This window comes from Massilia horti (genome assembly GCF_004614195.1).
GTDB classification, from domain to species: Bacteria; Pseudomonadota; Gammaproteobacteria; order Burkholderiales; family Burkholderiaceae_D; genus Telluria; species Telluria horti.
In genome coordinates this window covers 1-19726 of sequence record NZ_SPUM01000023.1, presented here as the reverse complement: position 1 = coordinate 19726, position 19726 = coordinate 1, and the positions used below count along the sequence as shown (strand labels likewise).

The window sequence follows — 19726 nt, the reverse complement described above, 5'->3', positions numbered from 1 at the left end:
AATGTGGCTGCTGCACAACTTTTCACTTTTGCGCTACGGCTACGGCAGCCGGCCAGTGGAGGTCAGAGATGGGTGGAAGCGAAGTGATCGGGGCCGGTGCGGCGCTGTCGGCGTTTAGTGGCGATTCCCAGCACAATCGGCTGCTCCGCATGGAGTTCCCGTTAGAGGACGGACCACAAACCGCGATTTTGCTCCCGAACACGTTCCACGCGCGAGAAGAGGTTTCCCGCAGCTTTCGCTTCGAGGTCGAGGTGCTGTCGGACGATGCCCGAATTCCCCTCAAGTTGCTAATGGGGAAAATGGCCACGATCTCGCTCCTGCGGGAAGACGGATCGCCCCGGTACTTCAACGGCTACATTACCGAATTTCGTTTCCTACGCACAGACGGCGGCTTTGCCTTCTACCACATGGTGCTCGAGCCCTGGCTCGCGTTCACGCGGCTACGCAAAGACAACGTCTCGTTCCACGGCAAGAGCGTTCGCGAGATCACCGAAGCAACCCTCAAGCACTACCGTCAGGCTGACTGGCACATGCACATCTACGAGGAAGACCCACGGCTGACCGTCGCTAACCAGCACAACGAGACCGACTTCAACCATCTGCACCGGCGCTGGGAAGCACTTGGCTTGCACTATTGGTACGAGCACCGCTTCGACGGTCACACTTTGATGTTGTCGGATAAGACCTTCCTGGCCGAGCCGATCGACACCACCGGTCACGGCGAGCCGGACGTGATTCCGTTCCGCGATAAGGGTGGTTCGATGGAGGACGACGGCATCCGCGAATGGACGGCCGTGCGGCGCCTGGGCTCCGGGAAGACGACACTTGCGAGCTTTGACTACAAAAACCCGGTGGTCCAGCGTGCCGCCTTCAAATCTGCCAACGAACAGGGCGACCTCTTGCCATACGAGGTCTACGAGAACACCGGCTCCTACGGCTTCCGGACGCGCAGCGACGGCGAGAAGCTCGCGCAACAGCGCATGGTCGAGCAGGACAAGGACACGCAGTACTTTGAGGCGGCGGGCAATGACCGCACCGTGCAGCCGGGGCGTACCTTCAAACTGGGCGGGCACTTCAGCGCGGAGCCACGGTCCGTGGAATACGATCCGGAACCGCGCCGCAGCATCGGCGACCGCAGCTATCTGATCCTTGTGGTCGAACATGACGCCTGCAACAACTATCAAGCAGGTTCGGGCGCCTCCTCACACTACGAAAATCATCTTACCTGTGTCCGCAAGGACATCCGCTGGCGCCCGGGCCCCAACTACAGCAGCGAGCCGTGCACCTACCCCGGCATCCAGACCGCGATCGTGGTGGGACCTGCCGGCGCCGATATCCACACTGATGGGCTCGGGCGGGTAAAGGTGCAGTTCCATTGGGACCGGCTGGGCAAGTACGACGAAAACAGCTCGCCGTGGATCCGAGTGATGGCGCCGGCGGCCGGGAGCGAGTTCGGCCAAATCCGCCTGCCCCGTGTCGGCGAGGAAGTGGCGATCGCGTACCCGGACGGGAACATCGACCATCCGGTGATCATTGGGTCGCTCTACAACAGCAGCCATATGCCGCCATGGAACCTGCCGGCACAAGCTGCCCTCGCCGGCCTGCGCAGTCGAGAACTTGCGGGTGTGGGACGCGGGAATCACCTAGTGCTCGATGACACGCAGGGCAAGATCCAGACGCAACTGAAGAGCGATCACCAGTGCAGCCAGCTGTCGCTCGGGCACATCACGCGCATCGAGGATGCTGCCGGCCGCAAGGACGGGCGCGGAGAGGGCTGGGAACTGGCCACCAACGCGTGGGGCGTGGCGCGCGCCGGTCAAGGCATGCTGATCACGACAGAGGCGCGGCCGAACGCCTCGTCCCACATCAAGGACATGGGCGAGACCGTGCAGCGGCTCGCTTCGGCTGCGGAGATCCAAGAGCAACTCGCGTCAATGGCCCAACACTCCAGCGCCCAGGAAGCTGGCCAGCAAGCGGAGGCCGCAGATGACGTGAAGAATCAAACGGCAGCTGTCCGCGGCGCGGCGAAAGGTGGATTCCCTGAGCTCACTGAACCCCATCTTGTTTTGGCCAGTCCGGCTGGAATTGAGCTGACAACCGCGCAAACGACCCACATCGCTAGCGAGCGACACACCGCGATCACGAGCGGAAAGAGTCTGTCGATTGCAAGCATCGACGGCATATTTGCCAGCGTCGGGAAGACCTTCAGGCTATTCGTGCATAAGGCTGGGATGAAATTGATAGCGGCAGCAGGCAAGGTAACGGTGCAGGCCCAGAGCGAAAACGTCGAGGTGATCGCCAACAAGGTTCTCGAACTGCTCAGCGAATCGGATTGGGTGAATATCCGTGGCAAGAAGGGCGTCCGGCTACACGGCGTCAACAACATGGTCGAAATCGGTGAGCAGGTGCAGTTTTTCACGGCTGCTCCTGTTTTGTTTCATGGCAACTTGGAAACGCTGCCCGCGAAGAGCGTTTCCCAAGCGTTCAACGAACGATCATCCAATTACCACTTTGATCAAGAGGTCAACTTCCTCAACGTCGATAACACGCCGGCCAAGAACATTGCATATGAACTGGTGCGGGATGACGGTACCCTTTTCGACGGCAAAACCACAGGAACCGGCAGCACTGGATTACAAAAATCAGCGGGCTTCGAGTCCTACACCATTCGTTATAAGGGTGAGCTGCCATGAGCAATCAGTCGAGCTTGAATGAACGGGGCAACCACCATGGCCACTTTGGTCAAGGCGTCGGCGGATGGGCGGAGTACACGGTACACATGACCGATGTCGGCGACACCAAACGGCACGATCTGAAGCTACCTCCTGGCAAGGTAATCCCAGTGATATTCCTGCCAGGCGTAATGGGTAGCAACCTGCGCATGAGTAAAAAGCGGCAGGAGGAATTGAAACGGGATGACAACCGTGCATGGCGCCCGGATGATCTCATGACCGTCTCGGGGAAGATGGACGTGGTAGGCGGAAATGGCATGGGCAACTGGTTCAAAAATGCCACGCCAAGGCAGCGACAGCTCGTTTTTGATCCCAACGAGACGGAAGTGGAATACTACCACTATACCAAGAGCAATGATCGCTTCGACCCGGAGGGCAAGGAAACCTTGGCGGCGGATGTACGCCACCGAAACGTCCCTGACAGTCTTGGCGCTATTCCGCCGTTACTGGGCCGTCCTGCCCCCTTTGGTGGAAAGCAGACGCCGGCGCAAATAGCGCGTTGGCGCGGTTGGAGCGAAGTGCTTTTTGACGGCGCTTATGGCGAGATGCTGAAAACCGCCGAAGCCTACCTCAATAATATAATGCCCAGCCCTTATGAGCACGATAGCATCAACCCGCTTTGGAACGCTATTTGCGTGGATCCAAGCAAATTTGGTGCGACAACGGGCACTGCGATTTCAGAAAGCGATCTCAAAAAGATCTCTGCTTGTTGGTATCCAGTCCATGCAATGGGCTACAACTTCTTGAAAAGCAATGGCGATTCGGCAGTCGAAATTGCAAAGCGCATCCGGGGATTGGTCAAGGGTTACCAAGATCGCGGATTCAAGTGCGATGAAGTGATAATTGTAACCCATAGCATGGGCGGCCTCGTCGCTCGTGCGCTACTGCATTGTGATTATGGCAACCTACTTAACGACAAAACCGTTAAGGTACTCGGTATATACCATAATGTAATGCCTACGATGGGGGCCGGAAGCGCATATAAGAGGATGCGCTTTGGTTTTCGGGAGAAAGCCGGGATCTTGGCGGAAACTGAGGCCAAGATTCTCGGGATCAATGGCAAACACGCCACTGCGATTCTCGCCAATACCCCTGCCCCGTTAGAGTTGCTGCCCGGTGCTGCATACGGAAAAGATTGGCTGAAGGTGATAGACGAGTCAGGCAAAACGCTGTGGAGCTGGCCCGGCAATAATGAAAGCGCGCTCGATAGCATTTATCTGAAATCCGATGACGCTTGGTGGCGTCTGGTTAACCCAAATTGGGTTAATCCTGCTAAGGTGAAAGAAAAAAACGGAGGTGGCCTACAAAAAGTTCGCTCCCGGTTAAAGGCTGCTGCTGCATTTCTTCAATCTATTGAAAATACCTACCATCCCGACAACTGCTATGCGAGCTTCTGCGCCTCTCGTGAGCGCCTCACGTACGGCGAAGTTGTCTTCAAATCGCAAGACTTCTTATGGCAGCCCGTTGCGGACACCGGTCGCAAGCCACTGCCGCCTCCCGAAACTTGGAAACCGTTGGCTGACGATGCGAAAGGCAAGCTTACAGTTCAGGCAGGAGAACGCAAATTATTCCTGCTTTTACAGCCCCCCAGCGCGGCTGGCGATGAGACGGTTCCTTCGGAGCGTTCTGCTCGGCTAATCAAAGGCACGCTCTTTGTGCATGGGCAAACAAAAGGTCATAGCTACGAACATCAGGCGAGCTATTCAGATCCGCAAGTGCTGGCATCGATGCTGTATTCGATTGTTCAAATCGCCAAAACGGCGAAGTGGGAGTGAAGTATGAGCATGTTATCGAGGCACGCCGGGTATTTCGCCGTGTCGCTCACGTTAGCCTTATTGCAAGCCTGCTCGCCCAGTTATTCGTATAAGGAGAAAGCCGTGCCTGAACCCATACAACTCAGTCCCCGCCTACGCGAGCTTTTTTCAAAAACTAAGCTGGTCTGCTTTGGCCGCTATGCACTTGAAGTGCCACAGGAAGCTCAACTTATATGGGGAAGCGCATCATTCCCATCTAAAATCGAAGTATTTTCCGGAAGCCTGAATGCGAGCAAACTTCGCGTTGAAAATGATATTGCTAATTTAAAACTTAAAAGCAAAACCGCTGAGATTACTTATAGCCAGGAAGGGCCGATCGCGAACAGTTGGCAAATCCGATATTATGAAAATCAATACGATAAATCCGAAGGATTGCATTTTTTCGACACATATATCAACAAAGGCGATCTGACATTTATTCTTGGTGGTGCTGTCGAGGACGGTGAGACCGAAGACGTTGCAGCATCCAGAGAAGCGTTACGAGCCAAAAGTTTGCGCCTGCGAGCACCGGACGAAATTCCTGCTGAGCCAGGATATTGCATAGAGCACGGTTTTTTTGACAGTATGCTATACAACGACCAGGAAATGGTCAATGTGGGAATATTCTTGCCGAGCCTTCCGGATGTAAGTCTTTCGGTGAGTTCCAATAAGGATGCCTATGCCGATTATTCTCCCGATGAATTTGAACAAACTGAAAGACATGAGCTTTCCCTTCTAGCCCGCATTCAGCAGGCGAAAGACGATCAAGGTATTCACTACCCCAGCCGTACAGTTCTGCGGGAAGGGAAGCGCGACGTTCAGCACTGGCACGGTGAGGAATCGCTGATCAAACGTAAGGATGGCACCCACGATTTCGAATGGGCGCTGGTTGGGAAGCCGAAGGACGTCGCGAATCCGTCTGAATTCGGCGTACAGATGTACACGAAAGTTGAACATAACACCGTCGGCGCCGCAAAGGCCGCGTCGCTCAGCGACGACGAAGCGGTGGCGCTGTGGGACAAGGTTCTGTCGGGGCTTAAGTTCCGCGTTAAAGTACCTGGCGCTCCTCAGGGGTCCTACTACTTCCCGAAGCCAAGTCAACAAGGTGGAGGTACTAAATGAAACACCAAGGCAGAGGCGTCATTCGCTTGAACGACAAGACCGATCACGGAGGCGAGGTCATCAGTGCCTCCTCAGGCACGGTCGTATTGGGTAAGCTCGCAGCGCTAAAGGATGACATGACCCATTGCCCAGCCTGTAAAGGAAATTTTGCGATCAAACCGGACGGCGCCGGCGCAAAGCATGAAGGAAGGCCATACGCGTACGAAGGCGACATAACGGAGTGTGGAGCCAAGCTAATTAGCTCGGTTACGTGATCAGAAAGGCCTCGAGGACTTAGACCAAAAGCTGCAAAGGGACCGAAACTTTCTAACCAAACCCGACTAGCTTGCATGTGAGAAGCGGAATGATGAACCGCCCCGGGTTTTGTAGAGGCTCCATTGTTTGAGAGAATGGAGTCATGAAGAAGCAACCCAAGTATTCCCCCGAAGTCATCGAGCGCGCCGTGCGCATGGTCAGCGAAGCTGCCAGCGAGTACAGCTCGCAGTGGGCGGCAATCGAATCGATCGCAGCCAAGATCGGCTGCACGCCTGAAACCTTGCGGCGTTGGGTGCGCCAGCAAGAGCGCGACACCGGCCAGCGCCCAGGGCCGACAACTGCAGAAGATGAGCGCATCAAGGCGCTGGAGCGCGAAGTGCGCGAGCTGCGCAAGGCAAACGAGATCTTGCGTCTGGCGAGTGCTTTTTTCGCCCAGGCGGAGCTCGACCGCCGCTTCAAGCCGTGAGGAAGTTCGTCGACCAGTACCGCCATGCCTACGGTGTCGAGCCGATCTGCAAGGTGATGCAGGTCGCGCCGTCGGGCTACTGGCGTCACGCGGCACAGCAGCGCAACCCGGCGATGCGATGTGCTCGTGCCCAGCGCGACGACGTGCTGAGCGTCGAGATCGACCGGGTCTGGCAAGCGAACTTGCAGGTCTACGGGGCTGACAAGGTTTGGCGTCAGTTGCGGCGCGAGGGAACCGATGTGGCTCGCTGCACGGTAGAGCTCTTGATGCGCAAAGCCGGGTTGCGTGGCGTAATACGCGGCAAGGTCGTGCGCACTACCGTCGCCGATACCGCGGCGCCGTGCCCACTCGACCGGGTCAATCGCCAATTCAAGGCGCAGCGGCCGAACCAGCTGTGGGTATCGGATTTTACGTACGTCTCGACATGGCAGGGCTTCGTGTACGTGGCCTTCGTCATCGACGTCTTCGCCCGACGCATCGTCGGATGGAGGGTGAGTAGTTCGATGCGAACCGATTTCGTGCTCGATGCCCTGGAGCAGGCGCTGTACGCTCGCCAGCCGGAACGCAACGCGTTGGTCCATCACAGCGACCGCGGGTCGCAATACGTATCGATAAAGTAAAGCGAGCGCCTGGCAGAAGCCGGCATTGAGCCGTCTGTGGGCAGCAAGGGAGATAGCTACGACAATGCCTTGGCCGAGACCATCAATGGGCTCTACAAGGCTGAGTTGATCCACCGCCGCGCTCCCTGGAAGACACGCGAAGCCGTCGAACTGGCCACGCTGGAATGGGTGTCCTGGTTTAACCACCACCGCCTGCTCGAACCACTCGGCTATATACCGCCGGCCGAAGCTGAGGCAAACTATTACAAGCAACAGAGCAGTCAAGCCATCCTGGCCTGACTCACACTAACCGGCCTCCACGGAAGCCGGGGCGGTTCATGATGAGGATACTTAAGAGTTGGGCCACATCTCGAGGCCGTGTTTGGGTTGCGGTTGTGCTACGACGATGAACGCCGTTGCCGAGCACAACCGCTGGGGACAATTGCGGGGGACATTTGGGGGGATTGCGCGGGACAGTGGGGATACGGTCATAGGGAGCCGTTCCCGTCCGTACCCCTAAAATCTCCTCAGCCGTAGGTTCATAGCCTATCGGGGGTTCGAATCCCCCTCTCTCCGCCAAGAACACTAAGCCCCTGATTTCAGGGGCTTTTTTCATTTGTTCCGGCCGCTTTTTCTCAGACAGCCTCATCAGCTAGGCATGATGTTGGGCCGCTTCGCCGGCAGTGCCCGCTCCGGCCGAAATGACACGGCCGGCGATCTCTGCTGCCAAAGAAACGCGGCATGCGGCGCCGGTCAAAGCCACTGACTGGGAAGAGTTTTAAGCTGCGCCGGCGCGCGCAAAATCCACCGCCCCTGCGAAACGCACACTTACCGGGCGCCTAAACAAAAGCCGCCCGAGGGCGGCCTTGGTTCGTTACAACACACTCCTGCAAATCAGGACGTTTCCCGCAGCTGTTCGAGGATGGCGGGGTTTTCCAGCGTCGAGATGTCCTGGGTGATCTGCTCGCCCTTGGCCAGCACGCGCAGCAGGCGGCGCATGATCTTGCCGGAGCGGGTCTTGGGCAGGTTGTCGCCGAAGCGGATTTCCTTCGGCTTGGCGATCGGGCCAATCTCCTTGCCAACCCAGGTTCGCAGCTCGGCCGCCAGTTTCTTGGCTTCTTCGCCGGTCGGGCGGGCGCGCTTGAGCACGACGAAGGCGCAGATCGCTTCGCCGGTGGTGTCGTCCGGCTTGCCGACCACTGCCGCCTCCGCCACCATTTCGTGCGCCACCAGCGCCGATTCGATCTCCATCGTGCCCATGCGGTGGCCCGACACGTTGAGCACGTCGTCGATGCGGCCGGTGATGGTGAAGTAGCCGGTGTCCTTGTTGCGGATCGCGCCGTCGCCGGCCAGGTAGTAGCGGCCGCCCAGTTCATCCGGGAAGTAGGCGGTCTTGAAGCGTTCCGGATTGCCCCAGATGGTGCGCAGCATCGACGGCCATGGGCGCTTGACGACGAGAATGCCGCCGTTGCCGTTTGGTACGTCCTGGCCCGCTTCGTCGACGATCGCGGCCATGATGCCCGGCAGCGGCAAGGTGCACGAGCCCGGCACCAGCGGGGTGGCGCCCGGCAGCGGGGTGATCATGTGGCCGCCGGTTTCGGTCTGCCAGAAGGTGTCCACGATCGGGCATTTCTCGCGGCCGATATTGCGGTAGTACCACATCCAGGCTTCCGGGTTGATCGGCTCGCCAACCGAACCGAGCAGGCGCAGGCTGGACAGGTCGTAATTCTTCGGATGCACGTTCTCGTCCGCGTTGGCGGCCTTGATCAGCGAGCGGATCGCGGTCGGCGCCGTGTAGAAGATCGAGACCTTGTGCTTGTCGATGGTCTGCCAGAAGCGGCCGGCATTGGGGTAGGTCGGCACACCCTCGAACACGATCTGGGTGGCGCCGACCGCCAGCGGACCGTAGGCGATGTAGGTGTGGCCGGTGACCCAGCCGATGTCGGCTGTGCACCAGAACAGGTCCTGCGGCTTGATGTCGAAGGTCCACTTCATCGTTTGCGCGGCCCACAGCAGGAAGCCGCCGGTCGCGTGCTGCACGCCTTTGGGGGTGCCGGTCGAACCCGAGGTGTAGAGGATGAACAGCGGATGCTCGGCGTCGACCCATTCCGGCTCGCATTGCCCCGGCTGGTTGTCGACCAGGTCGTGCAGCCAGATGTCGCGTCCTTCGTAGAAGGCGATGTTGCCGCCGGTGCGGCGGTAGACAATCACGTCGCGCACGCTGTCGCAGCCGCCCAGCCCGAGCGCCTCGTCGACGATCGCCTTGAGGGGCAGCGGCTTGCCGCCGCGCATTTGCTCGTCGGCCGTGATCACCGCCACCGCGCCGGCATCGTTGATGCGTTCCTGCAGCGACTTTGCCGAGAAGCCGCCGAACACCACCGAGTGGGTGGCGCCGATGCGCGCGCAGGCTTGCATCGCCGCCACGCCTTCGACCGACATCGACATGTAGATGACGACCCGGTCCCCTTTCTTGATCCCGCGCGACTTCAGGCCGTTGGCGAACTTGCAGACGCGTTCGTGCAGCTCGCGGTAGGTCACGCGCGTGACCGCGCCGTCGTCGGCCTCGAAGATGAGGGCGGTCTTGTCGCCATTGCCATTATTGATGTGGCGGTCCAGGCAGTTGTAGGAGGCGTTCAACTGGCCATCCTGGAACCACTTGTAGAACGGGGCGTTCGATTCGTCCAGCACCGAGGTGAACGGCTTGTGCCAGTCGAGGTTCTCACGCGCCAGGCGCGCCCAGAAACCCTCGTAGTCGCGCTCGGCTTCTTCGCACAAGGCTTTGTATGCATCCATTCCGGAGACGTTCGCTTGCGCAGCGAACGCCGGCGGCGGCAGGAACACGCGGTTCTCTTGCAAGCCATTCTGTTGCTGCGGTTGGGTCTCGGTCTCGGCCATGCTAGTCTCCATTGGTAGTAGTTTTGCCACAAAGCGTAGGGGCGCACGCTTACTGAGCCCTTACAAGCTCCCCGGCGCGCCGTGCTGAGTGTGATTTTACCAACCCTTGGCCTGTCCATGCAGGCGATGAACAGGTGCGCGCGAGCGGTGTAAAATGACGGACTCTACATCATCCAGAATTTATGGAGCCTGCCATCGATGCCTGACCCGCTAAGCCGTCCCGAGTCCGTACAAATCTCCCCGCTGAACCGCCTCATTTTCGCCAGCCGCTGGCTGCAGATGCCACTTTACCTCGGCCTGATCCTGGCCCAGTGCGTCTACGTTTTCCATTTCTGGGTCGAGCTGAAAGACCTGATCGGCGCCGCGCTCGGCAGCGGCGCATCGCTGCAGCACATCCTGGACGCGGTCACCGTACCCAATACCGCCCGCCCCGATAAACTGAACGAGGCGACCATCATGCTGGTCGTGCTCGGCCTGATCGACGTGGTGATGATCTCGAACCTGTTGATCATGGTGATCGTCGGCGGTTACGAGACCTTCGTTTCGCGCATGAATCTCGATCGCCACCCGGACCAGCCCGAGTGGCTGTCGCACGTGAACGCATCCGTGCTCAAGACCAAGTTGGCAATGGCGATCATCGGCATCTCGTCGATCCATTTGCTCAAGACCTTCATCAATGCCGCCGCATACGATGCCCAGGTGCTGATCGCGCAAACCGTGATCCATGTCGTGTTCCTGCTCTCGGCGATGGCAATCGCCTATACCGATCGCATCATGCACATCACCCAGAGCCAGTCCAAGCATCACTAATCCCAAACAGCGAGAATCCAAATGACAGTCATCAAGCAGGAAGACCTGATCGAATCCGTCGCCGCAGCGCTGCAGTACATCAGCTACTACCACCCGGCCGACTATATCGCGCATCTGGCGCGCGCCTATGAGCTGGAACAGAGCCCGGCCGCCAAGGACGCGATCGCGCAGATCCTGACCAACTCGCGCATGTGCGCCGAAGGCAAGCGCCCGATCTGCCAGGACACCGGCATCGTCAACGTCTTCCTGAAGGTGGGCATGGGCGTGCGCTTCGAAGGCTTTACCGGTTCGCTGACCGACGCGGTCAACGAGGGCGTGCGCCGTGCATACAACTTCGCCGACAACAAGCTGCGCGCCTCGATCGTGGCCGACCCGCAGTTCGAACGCAAGAACACCAAGGACAACACGCCGGCCGTGGTCCACATGGAGATCGTCGAGGGCGACACGGTCGATGTTAAGGTCGCGGCCAAGGGCGGCGGCTCGGAGAACAAGACCAAGTTCGTCATGCTCAACCCTTCCGACTCGCTGGTCGACTGGGTGCTCAAGACCGTGCCGCTGATGGGCGCCGGCTGGTGCCCGCCCGGCATGCTGGGCATCGGTATCGGCGGCTCGGCCGAGAAGGCGATGCTGATGGCGAAAGAGTCGCTGATGGAAGACATCGACATGTACGAACTCAAGCAGCGCGGCCCGCGCAACAAGCTTGAGGAACTGCGTATCGAGCTGTGCGACAAGATCAACGCGCTGGGCATCGGCGCGCAAGGCCTGGGCGGCCTGACCACGGTGCTGGACGTGAAGATCAACATGTATCCGACCCACGCCGCATCCAAGCCGGTCGCGATGATCCCGAACTGCGCCGCGACCCGCCACGCACACTTCGTGCTGGACGGCTCGGGCCCGGCCTACATCGAACCGCCCGCGCTGTCCACCTGGCCGGACGTGCACTGGACCCCGGACACGGAAAAGTCCAAGCGCGTCGACCTGAACACGCTGACCAAAGAGGAAGTCGCCTCGTGGCAGCCGGGCCAGACCCTCTTGCTCAACGGCAAGATGCTGACCGGCCGCGACGCCGCGCACAAGCGCATCGCCGACATGCTGGCCAAGGGCGAGCAGCTGCCGGTGGACTTTACCAACCGAGTAATCTACTACGTCGGCCCGGTCGATCCGGTGCGTGACGAAGTGGTCGGCCCGGCGGGCCCGACGACCGCGACCCGCATGGACAAGTTCACCGACATGATGCTCGAGAAGACCGGCCTGATCGCGATGATCGGCAAGGCCGAACGCGGCCCGGCGGCGATCGAGTCGATCAAAAACCACAAGTCGGCCTACCTGATGGCGGTGGGCGGCTCGGCTTACCTGGTGTCGAAGGCGATCAAGTCGGCCAAGGTGGTCGGCTTCGAGGACCTGGGCATGGAAGCGATCTACGAGTTCGAGGTCCAGGACATGCCGGTGACGGTGGCGGTCGATTCGTCCGGCACCTCGGTGCACCAGACCGGGCCGAAGGAGTGGGCTGCGAAGATCGAGTCGCTCAAGGGCATCCCGGTCAACGCGCTCTGATAACCAACCACTTGTTGTTCGCAGGGTGCGCACGCGGAGGTTCGCGTGCGCACCGAGCGGCCTGATCCGCGCTACCATTTCATCATGACCACCCTCCCCTCGCCCAACGACTCCCCGATCGGCATTTTTGATTCGGGCGTGGGCGGCCTATCGGTGCTGCGCCACATCCGCACGCAGCTGCCGCACGAACACCTGATGTACTTCGCCGATTCCGGATTTGCCCCGTACGGCGACAAGTCCGAGCAAGCCGTCGCCGAACGCGTGCTGGCGGTGGCCGCCTTCCTGGTCGAAAAAGGCGCCAAGGCGCTGGTCGTGGCCTGCAATACCGCGACGGTCGCGGCGATCAGGCTGCTGCGCGAGCGCCATCCGGACATGCCGATCGTGGGCGTCGAGCCGGGCCTGAAGCCGGGCGCGGCCGCCACCCGCAACGGGATCGTTGGCGTGCTCGCGACTGAAGGCACGCTCGCCGGCGAAAAATTCCTGCTGCTGCGCGACCAAATCGTGGCCGACACCGGAACGCGCTTCCTGCTGCAGCCGTGCGTGGGGCTGGCGGACCAGATCGAGCTGGGCGAACTCGATACCGAAGCGACGGCGGCCATGCTGGCGCGCTACATCGAGCCGCTGTTGAAGGAAGGGGCCGATACGCTGGTGCTGGGCTGCACGCACTATCCGCTGGTGCTGACGTCGATCGAGCGCGTCGTGGGCTGTTGTACGCAGCGCGCGGTGACCATCATCGATACCGGCGAAGCGGTGGCGCGCCAGCTGGCGCGGCTGCTTAAGGCCGACGGCACGCTGCGCACGGCGACGGACGCGCCGGCCAGCCTGACCGGTTTTACCAGCGCCAGCGCGATGGCCTTGTCGGCTGCGTTTTCGAGCCTGCTCGGGCTCGAACCGCCGGTGCACGAGGCTGCCAACTAGGCGGCCTTGGCGCGGCACGGCTTGTTCGCGCATTTAAATTTGCCAGTCGGCGAAGGACTTTGTATAATCTCGTTCTGTCTCAGCAACGATGAGACGCAAGCAAGACCAGTGGTGGCTGTAGCTCAGTTGGTAGAGTCCAGGATTGTGATTCCTGTTGTCGTGGGTTCGAGCCCCATCAGCCACCCCAAGAATTCCGCAGTAAAAGCAAAGGGTTACGCGCTTTATCGCCGTAACCCTTTTTGATTTTTGGAGGATGAATTCCAAATTTTGGAAGATCATTCGCTACTTAGTAGCGCGCGGCTTTTTTGTTGCCTCAACAATCGAGTACGAGTCGGTCAACTGGGCCATCAATCAACCGAAGAGCACAACCGGGTCGACTGGCGCCGGCGGCAGTACGGTCGGTACGTGGGATCTTGCCTCCAATCGGGTGGCGTGATGCGCGCCGCGTTGCTCGCACTTGCGCTGGCCACTGCATATGCGGCCGGTGCACAGCGGCATGACAAGTTTTGGTATCAGCACCTGTCGGGCGACGACTTCGTGGCTGCGCTGGACGAATCCGCCGCTGACAAATGGCATCAAAACCCTGAGGCTGCGGCCCCGCCGACGTTTTGCTGAAGGCTATCAGGCCGGTGTTGTAGATGCGACGCAGGGAAAGTCGTGGTGTGCTCCGCCGCGCATGAAGCCCGACGAGGTGGACGATCGCATTTGGCAAAAGCTGGTATCCCGGCGGGGCACGATGTCGGGCAGCGCCGTCGGCGTACTGCTCGAACTATACGCAGCGCGCTTTCCCTGCCCTGCTTCTGCTCTAGGGAAAACGTGAGGACGCCCTCTTGCTCCAGTCGGTCGAGTTCCTGCCGGAACAACTTGATTTCATCGGCGCGTTTCTGTGCTTCCGCTTTGGCTCTCTTAATATCAGGCACTCGGTGCCTTTTATTTTTCTCCTGGCCATTCTGATTCAACAGCCTGAGCTGCAGTGCCCAGCAACGTCGATCAAGAGCTTGGCGGCGAAGCAGCGCGACCAAGAGGGATTAGCCGACTACTTCTTAGGTGTAGGAGCGCCTGCGGGGGTAGCAATGGCCGCGCCTGGGATGGTGATGATGATGGGCGCGGGCTGTACCGCGGGTTTTACTGATGGCTTTTCTGAAGGGTTGTTAAGGTAGGACAGCAAGCCAACTGTCATGCCGACGATCGCTATTGCCAAGCCAATGCCCCACTTGATCAGGTCTGATGCACTTTTGTGCATTTCAGCCCGCAACCCGGCCATCTCAGAGCGCATCTCGGAGCGCAACTCAGCCATCTCAGCGCGCATCTCAGCAAAGCCTGTTTTGATGCTGGTGTCGAAGTTTGCCAGGCGTGCATCGACCCTCGCTTCAGAGGCAGCAAGCTTTGCGTCAACTTCCTGTCGAGTAAGATCAGTCATTGCCTTATCATTGGAGCGGAACTCGCTGTTGTCAAGACAAACCGAACGGCAATAGTTCATGGATTCGGCCGCGTTGGAGCGGCAGCCGCGTGCCTGCATGCCGTGACCGCGTGCGCAGCAAAGCTGCACACCCTACGTCTTTTTCCCCGCTAATCCGTGAAGACCTTATTTTCACAGTGTTTCAGCTTGTAAGCAGATAAATCCAAAGCGTCAGTGCAAGGCGGCCCAGGACTATAGTGGGCTGGAGCCACATTGGGTTCGCCGAGGAGAATTGTCATGAGACGTATTATCTGCTGCGCCGTGGCGCTGGTGGTTGGGGCCGGCGCCATGATTCCATTCCCTGCCGTTGCGCAGGTGTTCGTCGGCGCCGGACCGCCCCCGCCGCGGTTCGAAGTCGTGCCACCGCCCCGCCCCGATGCCATCTGGGTGCCCGGCTACTGGGACTGGAACGGGTACAACTATGTCTGGGTCGGCGGTTACTGGGTGGCCCAACAGCCAGGATATGTGTACGTGCCGCCCGTATGGACTCAGGAGCGAAATGGATGGCGCTTCAATCACGGCGGATGGGAACGCCATGAAGGAGAACGGCACGAAGGAGAACGGCACGAAGGGGAACGGCACGAGTTCGCTGGACGGCCCGAACATGGCCACGACGGCGAACGGCACGGCGGAAGACCTTAGCAAAAAAGCCGTTACCAGGTTGTCACTACTTGTATCGAATGTAAGCGGATGCATCCGTGCGCCAGTTCTGCCTTGGAAATGGGTATATTGGATTACGCCAATTTACCAAGGAGAAGAACCATGAAGCGAATTCTTTGCACCGCAGCCGCCCTCGTCCTGAGCGCCGCTGCCTTCGCTCCGACCCAAGTACTTGCGCGCGAAACGGTGGTTGTCGTGAGGCAGGCGCCGCCGCCGCCCAGGAATGAAGTCGTGCCCGCCGCACGGCACGGATACGAGTGGGCGCCCGGCTACTGGAGCTGGAATGGCCGCCGCTACGTCTGGACGAAGGGCCATTGGGAACGCGTGCGCCATGGCTACTCCTATCATCGGCCGGAATGGATCCAGGTGAACGGCGGCTGGCGCTTGAACCAGGGCGGTTGGGCGCGCGGTGACCGCGACCGTGACGGTGTGCCGAACGGCATGGATCGCAGGCCGAACGATCCGCGCCGGTACTAATCTAGTCAAGGCGGGGGAGCGGACGACGCCCCCACTCGTCCGCCAGAGTGCTCCTACGTGGGGTACGCGCCGGTGGCGCCGCCCCCATCTCCCCGAGACCGACCGCCGTATGCCGACGGCTGCGCAAAAGGATGATGCCCAGGCGCGGCCAGCGGCGGTTGGGCGGTCACCACGTCTTCCGGCATTTCGCAGACGTCCTGCAGGCCCGCCAGGGCCATGCAGTCGCTCAGTTCGTCGCGCAGCAGGGTGAGTGCGCACAGCACGCCATCCTTGCCCTGCGCCGCCAGCCCGTACAGCCAGGCGCGGCCCGAGAGGCAGGCGTGGGCGCCGTAGCCCATCGCCTTGACGATGTCGCTGCCGGTGCGGATGCCGCCGTCGAAGAAGACTTCGATCCGGTGCCGCACTGCGTCGGCGATCTCGGGCAGTACCGAGATCGATGACGGCGCGCCGTCGAGCTGGCGCCCGCCGTGATTGGAGACGATGATCGCGTCGGCGCCCAGGTCGACTGCGAGCCTGGCGTCGTCCACGTGCATGATCCCCTTGAGGATCAGCTTGCGGTCCCAGATCCTGCGCACCCATTTGACGGTCTCGGTGTCGAACGACGGGTCGAACTGCGCTTCGATCCATTGGGTCAGCGCCTTCAGGTGCTTGGCCTGCTTGACCTCCCCTTGCAGGTTGCCGAAGGTGCGGCGGCGGCTCTTGGCCATGCTCAGCAGCCAGCGCGGGTGCGACAGGATGTCCATCGAGTTGTGCAGCGTCAGGCGCGGCGGCACCGCCAGGCCGTTCTTGGCGTCGGCCCAGCGCTTGCCCTGCACATGCAGGTCGAGCGTGAGCACCAGCGCGCTGCAGCCCGCGTCGTGCGCGCGCCGCACCAGGCTTTCGTTGACCTTGTGCTCCTTCATCAGGTACAGCTGGAACCAGAACGGGCGGTCGGTGGCCTCGGCCACGTCTTCGATCGAGCAGATCGACATCGTCGACAGGCAATACGGCACCCCGAATTGTTCCGCCGCCTTGGCGGCCTCGACCTCGCCATTGGCCCAGGTCAGGCCCGCCAGTCCGGTCGGCCCGATGGCAAGCGGAATCTCGGCGCTGTCGCCGACCATCTGCACCTTCATGTTCCGGTGCGAGACGTCGCGCATGTCGTGCTGGCGCAGCGCCAGCGCGCACAGGTCGTGCTCGTTGCGCTGCAGGGTCAGTTCGCGTCCGGAGCCGCCGTGCACGTAGTCGAAGATCACGTGCGGCAGGCGCCGCCTGGCCATCGCTTCCAGGTCATACACGCTGGTGATCGGATTCATCGCTAGCCTCCTCACAGTTCGCCGCGCGCCGCGAGCTGCTTGATGCGCTCGCCCGTGCGGCAGGCCAATGCCTGGATCGTGAGCGATGGATTGACGCCACCGCAGGTCGGGAACAGCGAGCCGTCGCAGATCCACAGGTTGGGGATGTCCCAGCTGCGCCCGTCGGCGTCGACCACGCTGGCGGCCGGGTCGCTGCCCATGCGGCAGGTGCCCATCAGGTGGCTGGTGTCTTTGCTGGTCCACAGGTCGTAGCCGCCGGCCGCTTCCAGCACCGCGCTCATCGAGCCCACGGCGTGGCGCTGCAGGCGGCGGTCGTTGTCCGAATACGAGAATACGACGCGCGGGATCGGCAGGCCGTACTGGTCGAGCTCTTCGACCACCTCGACCCGGTTGTCAAGCCGCGGCTCGGTTTCGGCGACGGCGACGAAACCGGCCATGTGGTTGTACTTGACCATTTCGTCGCGCAGGCGCGCGCCCCAGAAACGGCGCTCGGTGACGATGATCTGCGCCCACGCGCGCGGCAGCGGCCCCTGGCTCATGAAGGCATAGGCGCCGCTGCAGTCCTTGCCGTCGTCGTTGTAGTTCCAGTGCTCGGTCACCGCCATGTTGGGCGGCGCCTTGTACCAGCGGATCGCCTCTTCAAACGTGGCCCAGACGCCGGGCCCGGCGTGGGTGGTCAGGTGGGTGCCGACCAGCCCGGAGCTGTTGGCCAGGCCATGCGGGTAGCGCGGGCAGGCCGAGTTGAGCAGCAGGCGCGGGGTCTCGATGGCGTAGCCGGCGACCACCACATGACGCGCGCGCTGGAAATGCCAGCCGCCTTCGCGGTGGTACTCAACGCCGCTGGCCCTGCCCTCGCGGTCGACTTCGATGCGGCCGACCATGGCCAGGTCGCGCACTTCGGCGCCGGCCGCGAGCGCGCGCGGAATCCACGTGATCAGGGCGCTTTGCTTGGCGTTGGTGGAGCAGCCGAAGTTGCAAAAGCCGCGATAGACGCAGGGCGGCGAGCGCCCGCCGGGCGCGGACAGCGTGGCCAGCGGGGTGGCGGCCCAGCCGATGCCCAGCGCCTCGGCGCCGCGCACCAGGACCAGGGCCGCGGCGTTGAGCTCGTGCTCGCGATACGGGTAGCGTTCACGCGGCGGCCCCCACGGATAGCGCACCGGACCGGCGATGCGCAGGGCCAGTTCGGCCTCGCGGTAGTAGGGCGCGATGTCGTCGTAGGTGAGCGGCCAGTCGAAGCCGTAGCCGAGCCGGCTGCGGCAGGCGAACCACTCGGGCCGGAAGCGCAGCGAGATCATCGAGAAGTGGACGGTGGAGCCGCCCACGCCGCGCCCGCTGTTGTTGCCGCCGAGTGCGATCGGGTCGCTGCCGCCGGTGATGCGTTCGTCGAGCCAGTACAGTTTTTGCTGCTCTTCTTCGTCCGAGGCGAAGTCTTCGAGCGGGCGCCAGAACGGGCCGGCGTCGAACACAACCACCGAAAAGCCGCCCTCGGCCAGCTTGCAGGCCAGCGTGGCGCCGCCCGCGCCGGCGCCGACGATGGCGAAGTCGACCGGGTCATCGAGCGGGTACTGGCGCATCGGCACCCAGCCACCGGGCTGGAACACGTCCGGCGCGCGGCCGTCCCTGGCGCGGACCGTCTCGTGGTTCACGGCCGCTCCTTCGCTTCCCAGGGGTCGCGGGTGTCGAAGCCGAGCCGCACGTAACCGCGCGGGCTGGCCGGGCCGCCGAAGCCGACCTCGCTCCAGGCCTGGGGATGCGAGTAGTACACCGCGGCTACCCGCTTGACCAGCACGTGGATGAAGAAGTGGGCGGCGTCCATGCCGCGCCACAGGTCGGGGTCGGCGCCGCCCTGCTCGAGCGCGCGCAGCAGTGCGTCGGCGCTTCTACCGTCCAGCTGCGCAAAGCCGGTCTCGTAGCGCAGGCGCGCTTCCTGCTCGATGGCGGCCAGGCCCTGCCGCCAGGCATCGCGCACGGGCGGCGTGCCGGCATAGCGGAAGCCTTCCTGCTGGCCCGCGAACAGCCCGGCGTCGATCCACGGGGTGACCGGCACCGGCAGCGCGCGCTCGGGCTGCGGCAGGATGCGCGCGACCAGCGCGTCCAGCACGCGCCACTCATCCTCGGTGAAGAAGCGGCGCGGCGGCACGTCGTCCAGGCGGCGCCGCAGCACGGCGCGCGTGGTGTCGTCGAAGGAAACGCTGTTCCACTTGCCCAGCACGTGGTAGCCGGCGTAGCGCTGGTCCATGCGTCGCTCCCGTTACCGGGCCTGGCTCCGTGCCAGGGAAAGGGCCGCGCGGCCGGCCAGGGACAGGGCGAGAAAGCTGGGCGGGGCCGGCAACGGCGGGCCGTTCAGCACGTTCTGGCGCCAGTTGCGCCAGCCGCCCATCTGGCGCGCGACGCCGCTGGCGTGGAAGGCGACTCCGGCAATGCCCAGCAGCCCGGTCAGCCCCAGCCAGGTGTCCGCCAGGCGGTCGCGCGCGCCGGCGGCTGCACGCAGCAGGAACCCGGCCGCGACCGGCGGCAGCGTGACCGGCAGCCACATCGCGGGACGGTGGTAGGCGCCGCGGAAATGCAGCAGGCCGGCTTCGAGCGTGGTGCCGGCGATGCCGATGCCGGCGAGCGCGGCCAGCAGGCGCCCGGGCGGGTGCCCCAGCAGGCGCTGGCGTCCGGCGGCGAGGCCGAACAGCCCGGACACTG

The 19726-nt window shown here is 61.9% G+C and carries 15 protein-coding genes, 1 tRNA gene, 2 pseudogenes and 1 other annotated feature; of the genes and pseudogenes, 12 read left to right on the top strand and 6 right to left on the bottom strand.

From position 1 onward, the window contains the following. The first annotated feature begins 68 nt into the window (after positions 1 to 68). The 5 genes and pseudogenes from E4O92_RS03410 to E4O92_RS03390 all read left to right on the top strand — a co-directional run bounded on the left by E4O92_RS03410 (position 69) and on the right by E4O92_RS03390 (position 7267). Positions 69 to 2693 carry a type VI secretion system Vgr family protein gene (locus E4O92_RS03410; RefSeq protein WP_135188347.1) on the top strand — a complete coding sequence of 875 codons (2625 nt, stop codon included), beginning with the start codon at positions 69 to 71 and terminating at the stop codon, positions 2691 to 2693. Next, positions 2690 to 4507, top strand: coding sequence for an esterase/lipase family protein (locus tag E4O92_RS03405; RefSeq protein WP_135188346.1), 1818 nt, complete (start codon positions 2690 to 2692; stop codon positions 4505 to 4507). Before E4O92_RS03410 ends, E4O92_RS03405 begins: the two co-directional genes overlap by 4 nt. A 102-nt stretch (positions 4508 to 4609) precedes the next feature. Next, positions 4610 to 5647: a T6SS immunity protein Tli4 family protein gene (locus E4O92_RS24700; RefSeq protein ID WP_167759681.1), complete on the top strand. Its 1038-nt coding sequence runs from the start codon at positions 4610 to 4612 to the stop codon at positions 5645 to 5647. Then, entirely contained in the window at positions 5644 to 5901 is a 258-nt protein-coding gene (locus E4O92_RS03395; protein ID WP_135188345.1) for a PAAR domain-containing protein, read from the top strand. The genes E4O92_RS24700 and E4O92_RS03395 overlap by 4 nt, the downstream gene beginning before the upstream one ends. 143 nt (positions 5902 to 6044) lie before the next feature. Beyond that, a pseudogene (locus E4O92_RS03390) lies at positions 6045 to 7267 on the top strand (IS3 family transposase). Beyond that, positions 6323 to 6439: a sequence feature (AL1L pseudoknot), on the top strand. (Overlaps the previous pseudogene by 117 nt.) Before the next feature lie 594 nt (positions 7268 to 7861). On the opposite strand, the gene acs reads toward E4O92_RS03390, so the two are convergent. After that, the gene (acs, locus tag E4O92_RS03385; RefSeq protein ID WP_135188344.1) at positions 7862 to 9862 is read right to left on the bottom strand and encodes an acetate--CoA ligase; all 2001 of its coding nucleotides are present in this window, start codon (positions 9860 to 9862) and stop codon (positions 7862 to 7864) included. A 198-nt stretch (positions 9863 to 10060) separates the two neighbouring features. Here acs and E4O92_RS03380 point away from each other — a divergent pair, with 198 nt between their 5' ends. From E4O92_RS03380 to E4O92_RS03360, 5 genes are all read left to right on the top strand, one after another. Beyond that, the gene (locus tag E4O92_RS03380; protein WP_135188343.1) at positions 10061 to 10672 is read left to right on the top strand and encodes a TIGR00645 family protein; all 612 of its coding nucleotides are present in this window, start codon (positions 10061 to 10063) and stop codon (positions 10670 to 10672) included. A gap of 21 nt (positions 10673 to 10693) precedes the next feature. Then, on the top strand, positions 10694 to 12226 hold the full coding sequence (locus E4O92_RS03375; protein WP_135188342.1) for a fumarate hydratase: 1533 nt from the start codon (positions 10694 to 10696) through the stop codon (positions 12224 to 12226). Between the two features lie 84 nt (positions 12227 to 12310). After that, a complete protein-coding gene (murI, locus tag E4O92_RS03370) occupies positions 12311 to 13144 on the top strand; it encodes a glutamate racemase (RefSeq protein WP_135188341.1) in 834 nt (277 codons plus the stop codon). 111 nt (positions 13145 to 13255) lie between these two features. Next, a tRNA-His gene (locus E4O92_RS03365) sits at positions 13256 to 13331 on the top strand. Between the two features lie 309 nt (positions 13332 to 13640). After that, positions 13641 to 13964: a Rap1a/Tai family immunity protein gene (locus E4O92_RS03360; protein ID WP_135188340.1), complete on the top strand. Its 324-nt coding sequence runs from the start codon at positions 13641 to 13643 to the stop codon at positions 13962 to 13964. A 216-nt stretch (positions 13965 to 14180) separates the two neighbouring features. On the opposite strand, the gene E4O92_RS03355 is transcribed toward E4O92_RS03360, so the two are convergent. After that, positions 14181 to 14564 carry a CCDC90 family protein gene (locus tag E4O92_RS03355; RefSeq protein ID WP_135188339.1) on the bottom strand — a complete coding sequence of 128 codons (384 nt, stop codon included), beginning with the start codon at positions 14562 to 14564 and terminating at the stop codon, positions 14181 to 14183. A 276-nt stretch (positions 14565 to 14840) separates the two neighbouring features. Between E4O92_RS03355 and E4O92_RS03350 the strand changes: the two genes are divergently transcribed. Together E4O92_RS03350 and E4O92_RS03345 are read left to right on the top strand one after the other, a co-directional pair. Continuing rightward, entirely contained in the window at positions 14841 to 15245 is a 405-nt protein-coding gene (locus E4O92_RS03350) for a YXWGXW repeat-containing protein (protein ID WP_135188338.1), read from the top strand. A gap of 120 nt (positions 15246 to 15365) precedes the next feature. Next, a complete protein-coding gene (locus E4O92_RS03345) occupies positions 15366 to 15740 on the top strand; it encodes a YXWGXW repeat-containing protein (RefSeq protein WP_135188337.1) in 375 nt (124 codons plus the stop codon). Positions 15741 to 15793: 53 nt separating this feature from the next. On the opposite strand, the gene E4O92_RS03340 is transcribed toward E4O92_RS03345, so the two are convergent. The 4 genes and pseudogenes from E4O92_RS03340 to E4O92_RS24695 form a co-directional block, all read right to left on the bottom strand. Continuing rightward, positions 15794 to 17035 (bottom strand): alpha-hydroxy acid oxidase, encoded by a 1242-nt coding sequence (locus E4O92_RS03340; RefSeq protein ID WP_135188336.1) that lies wholly within the window; start codon positions 17033 to 17035, stop codon positions 15794 to 15796. Positions 17036 to 17046: 11 nt separating this feature from the next. Continuing rightward, positions 17047 to 18681 (bottom strand): GMC family oxidoreductase, encoded by a 1635-nt coding sequence (locus E4O92_RS03335; RefSeq protein ID WP_229482998.1) that lies wholly within the window; start codon positions 18679 to 18681, stop codon positions 17047 to 17049. Beyond that, positions 18678 to 19274, bottom strand: coding sequence for a gluconate 2-dehydrogenase subunit 3 family protein (locus tag E4O92_RS03330; RefSeq protein WP_135188335.1), 597 nt, complete (start codon positions 19272 to 19274; stop codon positions 18678 to 18680). Before E4O92_RS03330 ends, E4O92_RS03335 begins: the two co-directional genes overlap by 4 nt. 12 nt (positions 19275 to 19286) lie before the next feature. Next, a pseudogene (locus tag E4O92_RS24695) lies at positions 19287 to 19726 on the bottom strand (hypothetical protein); the annotation flags it as partial.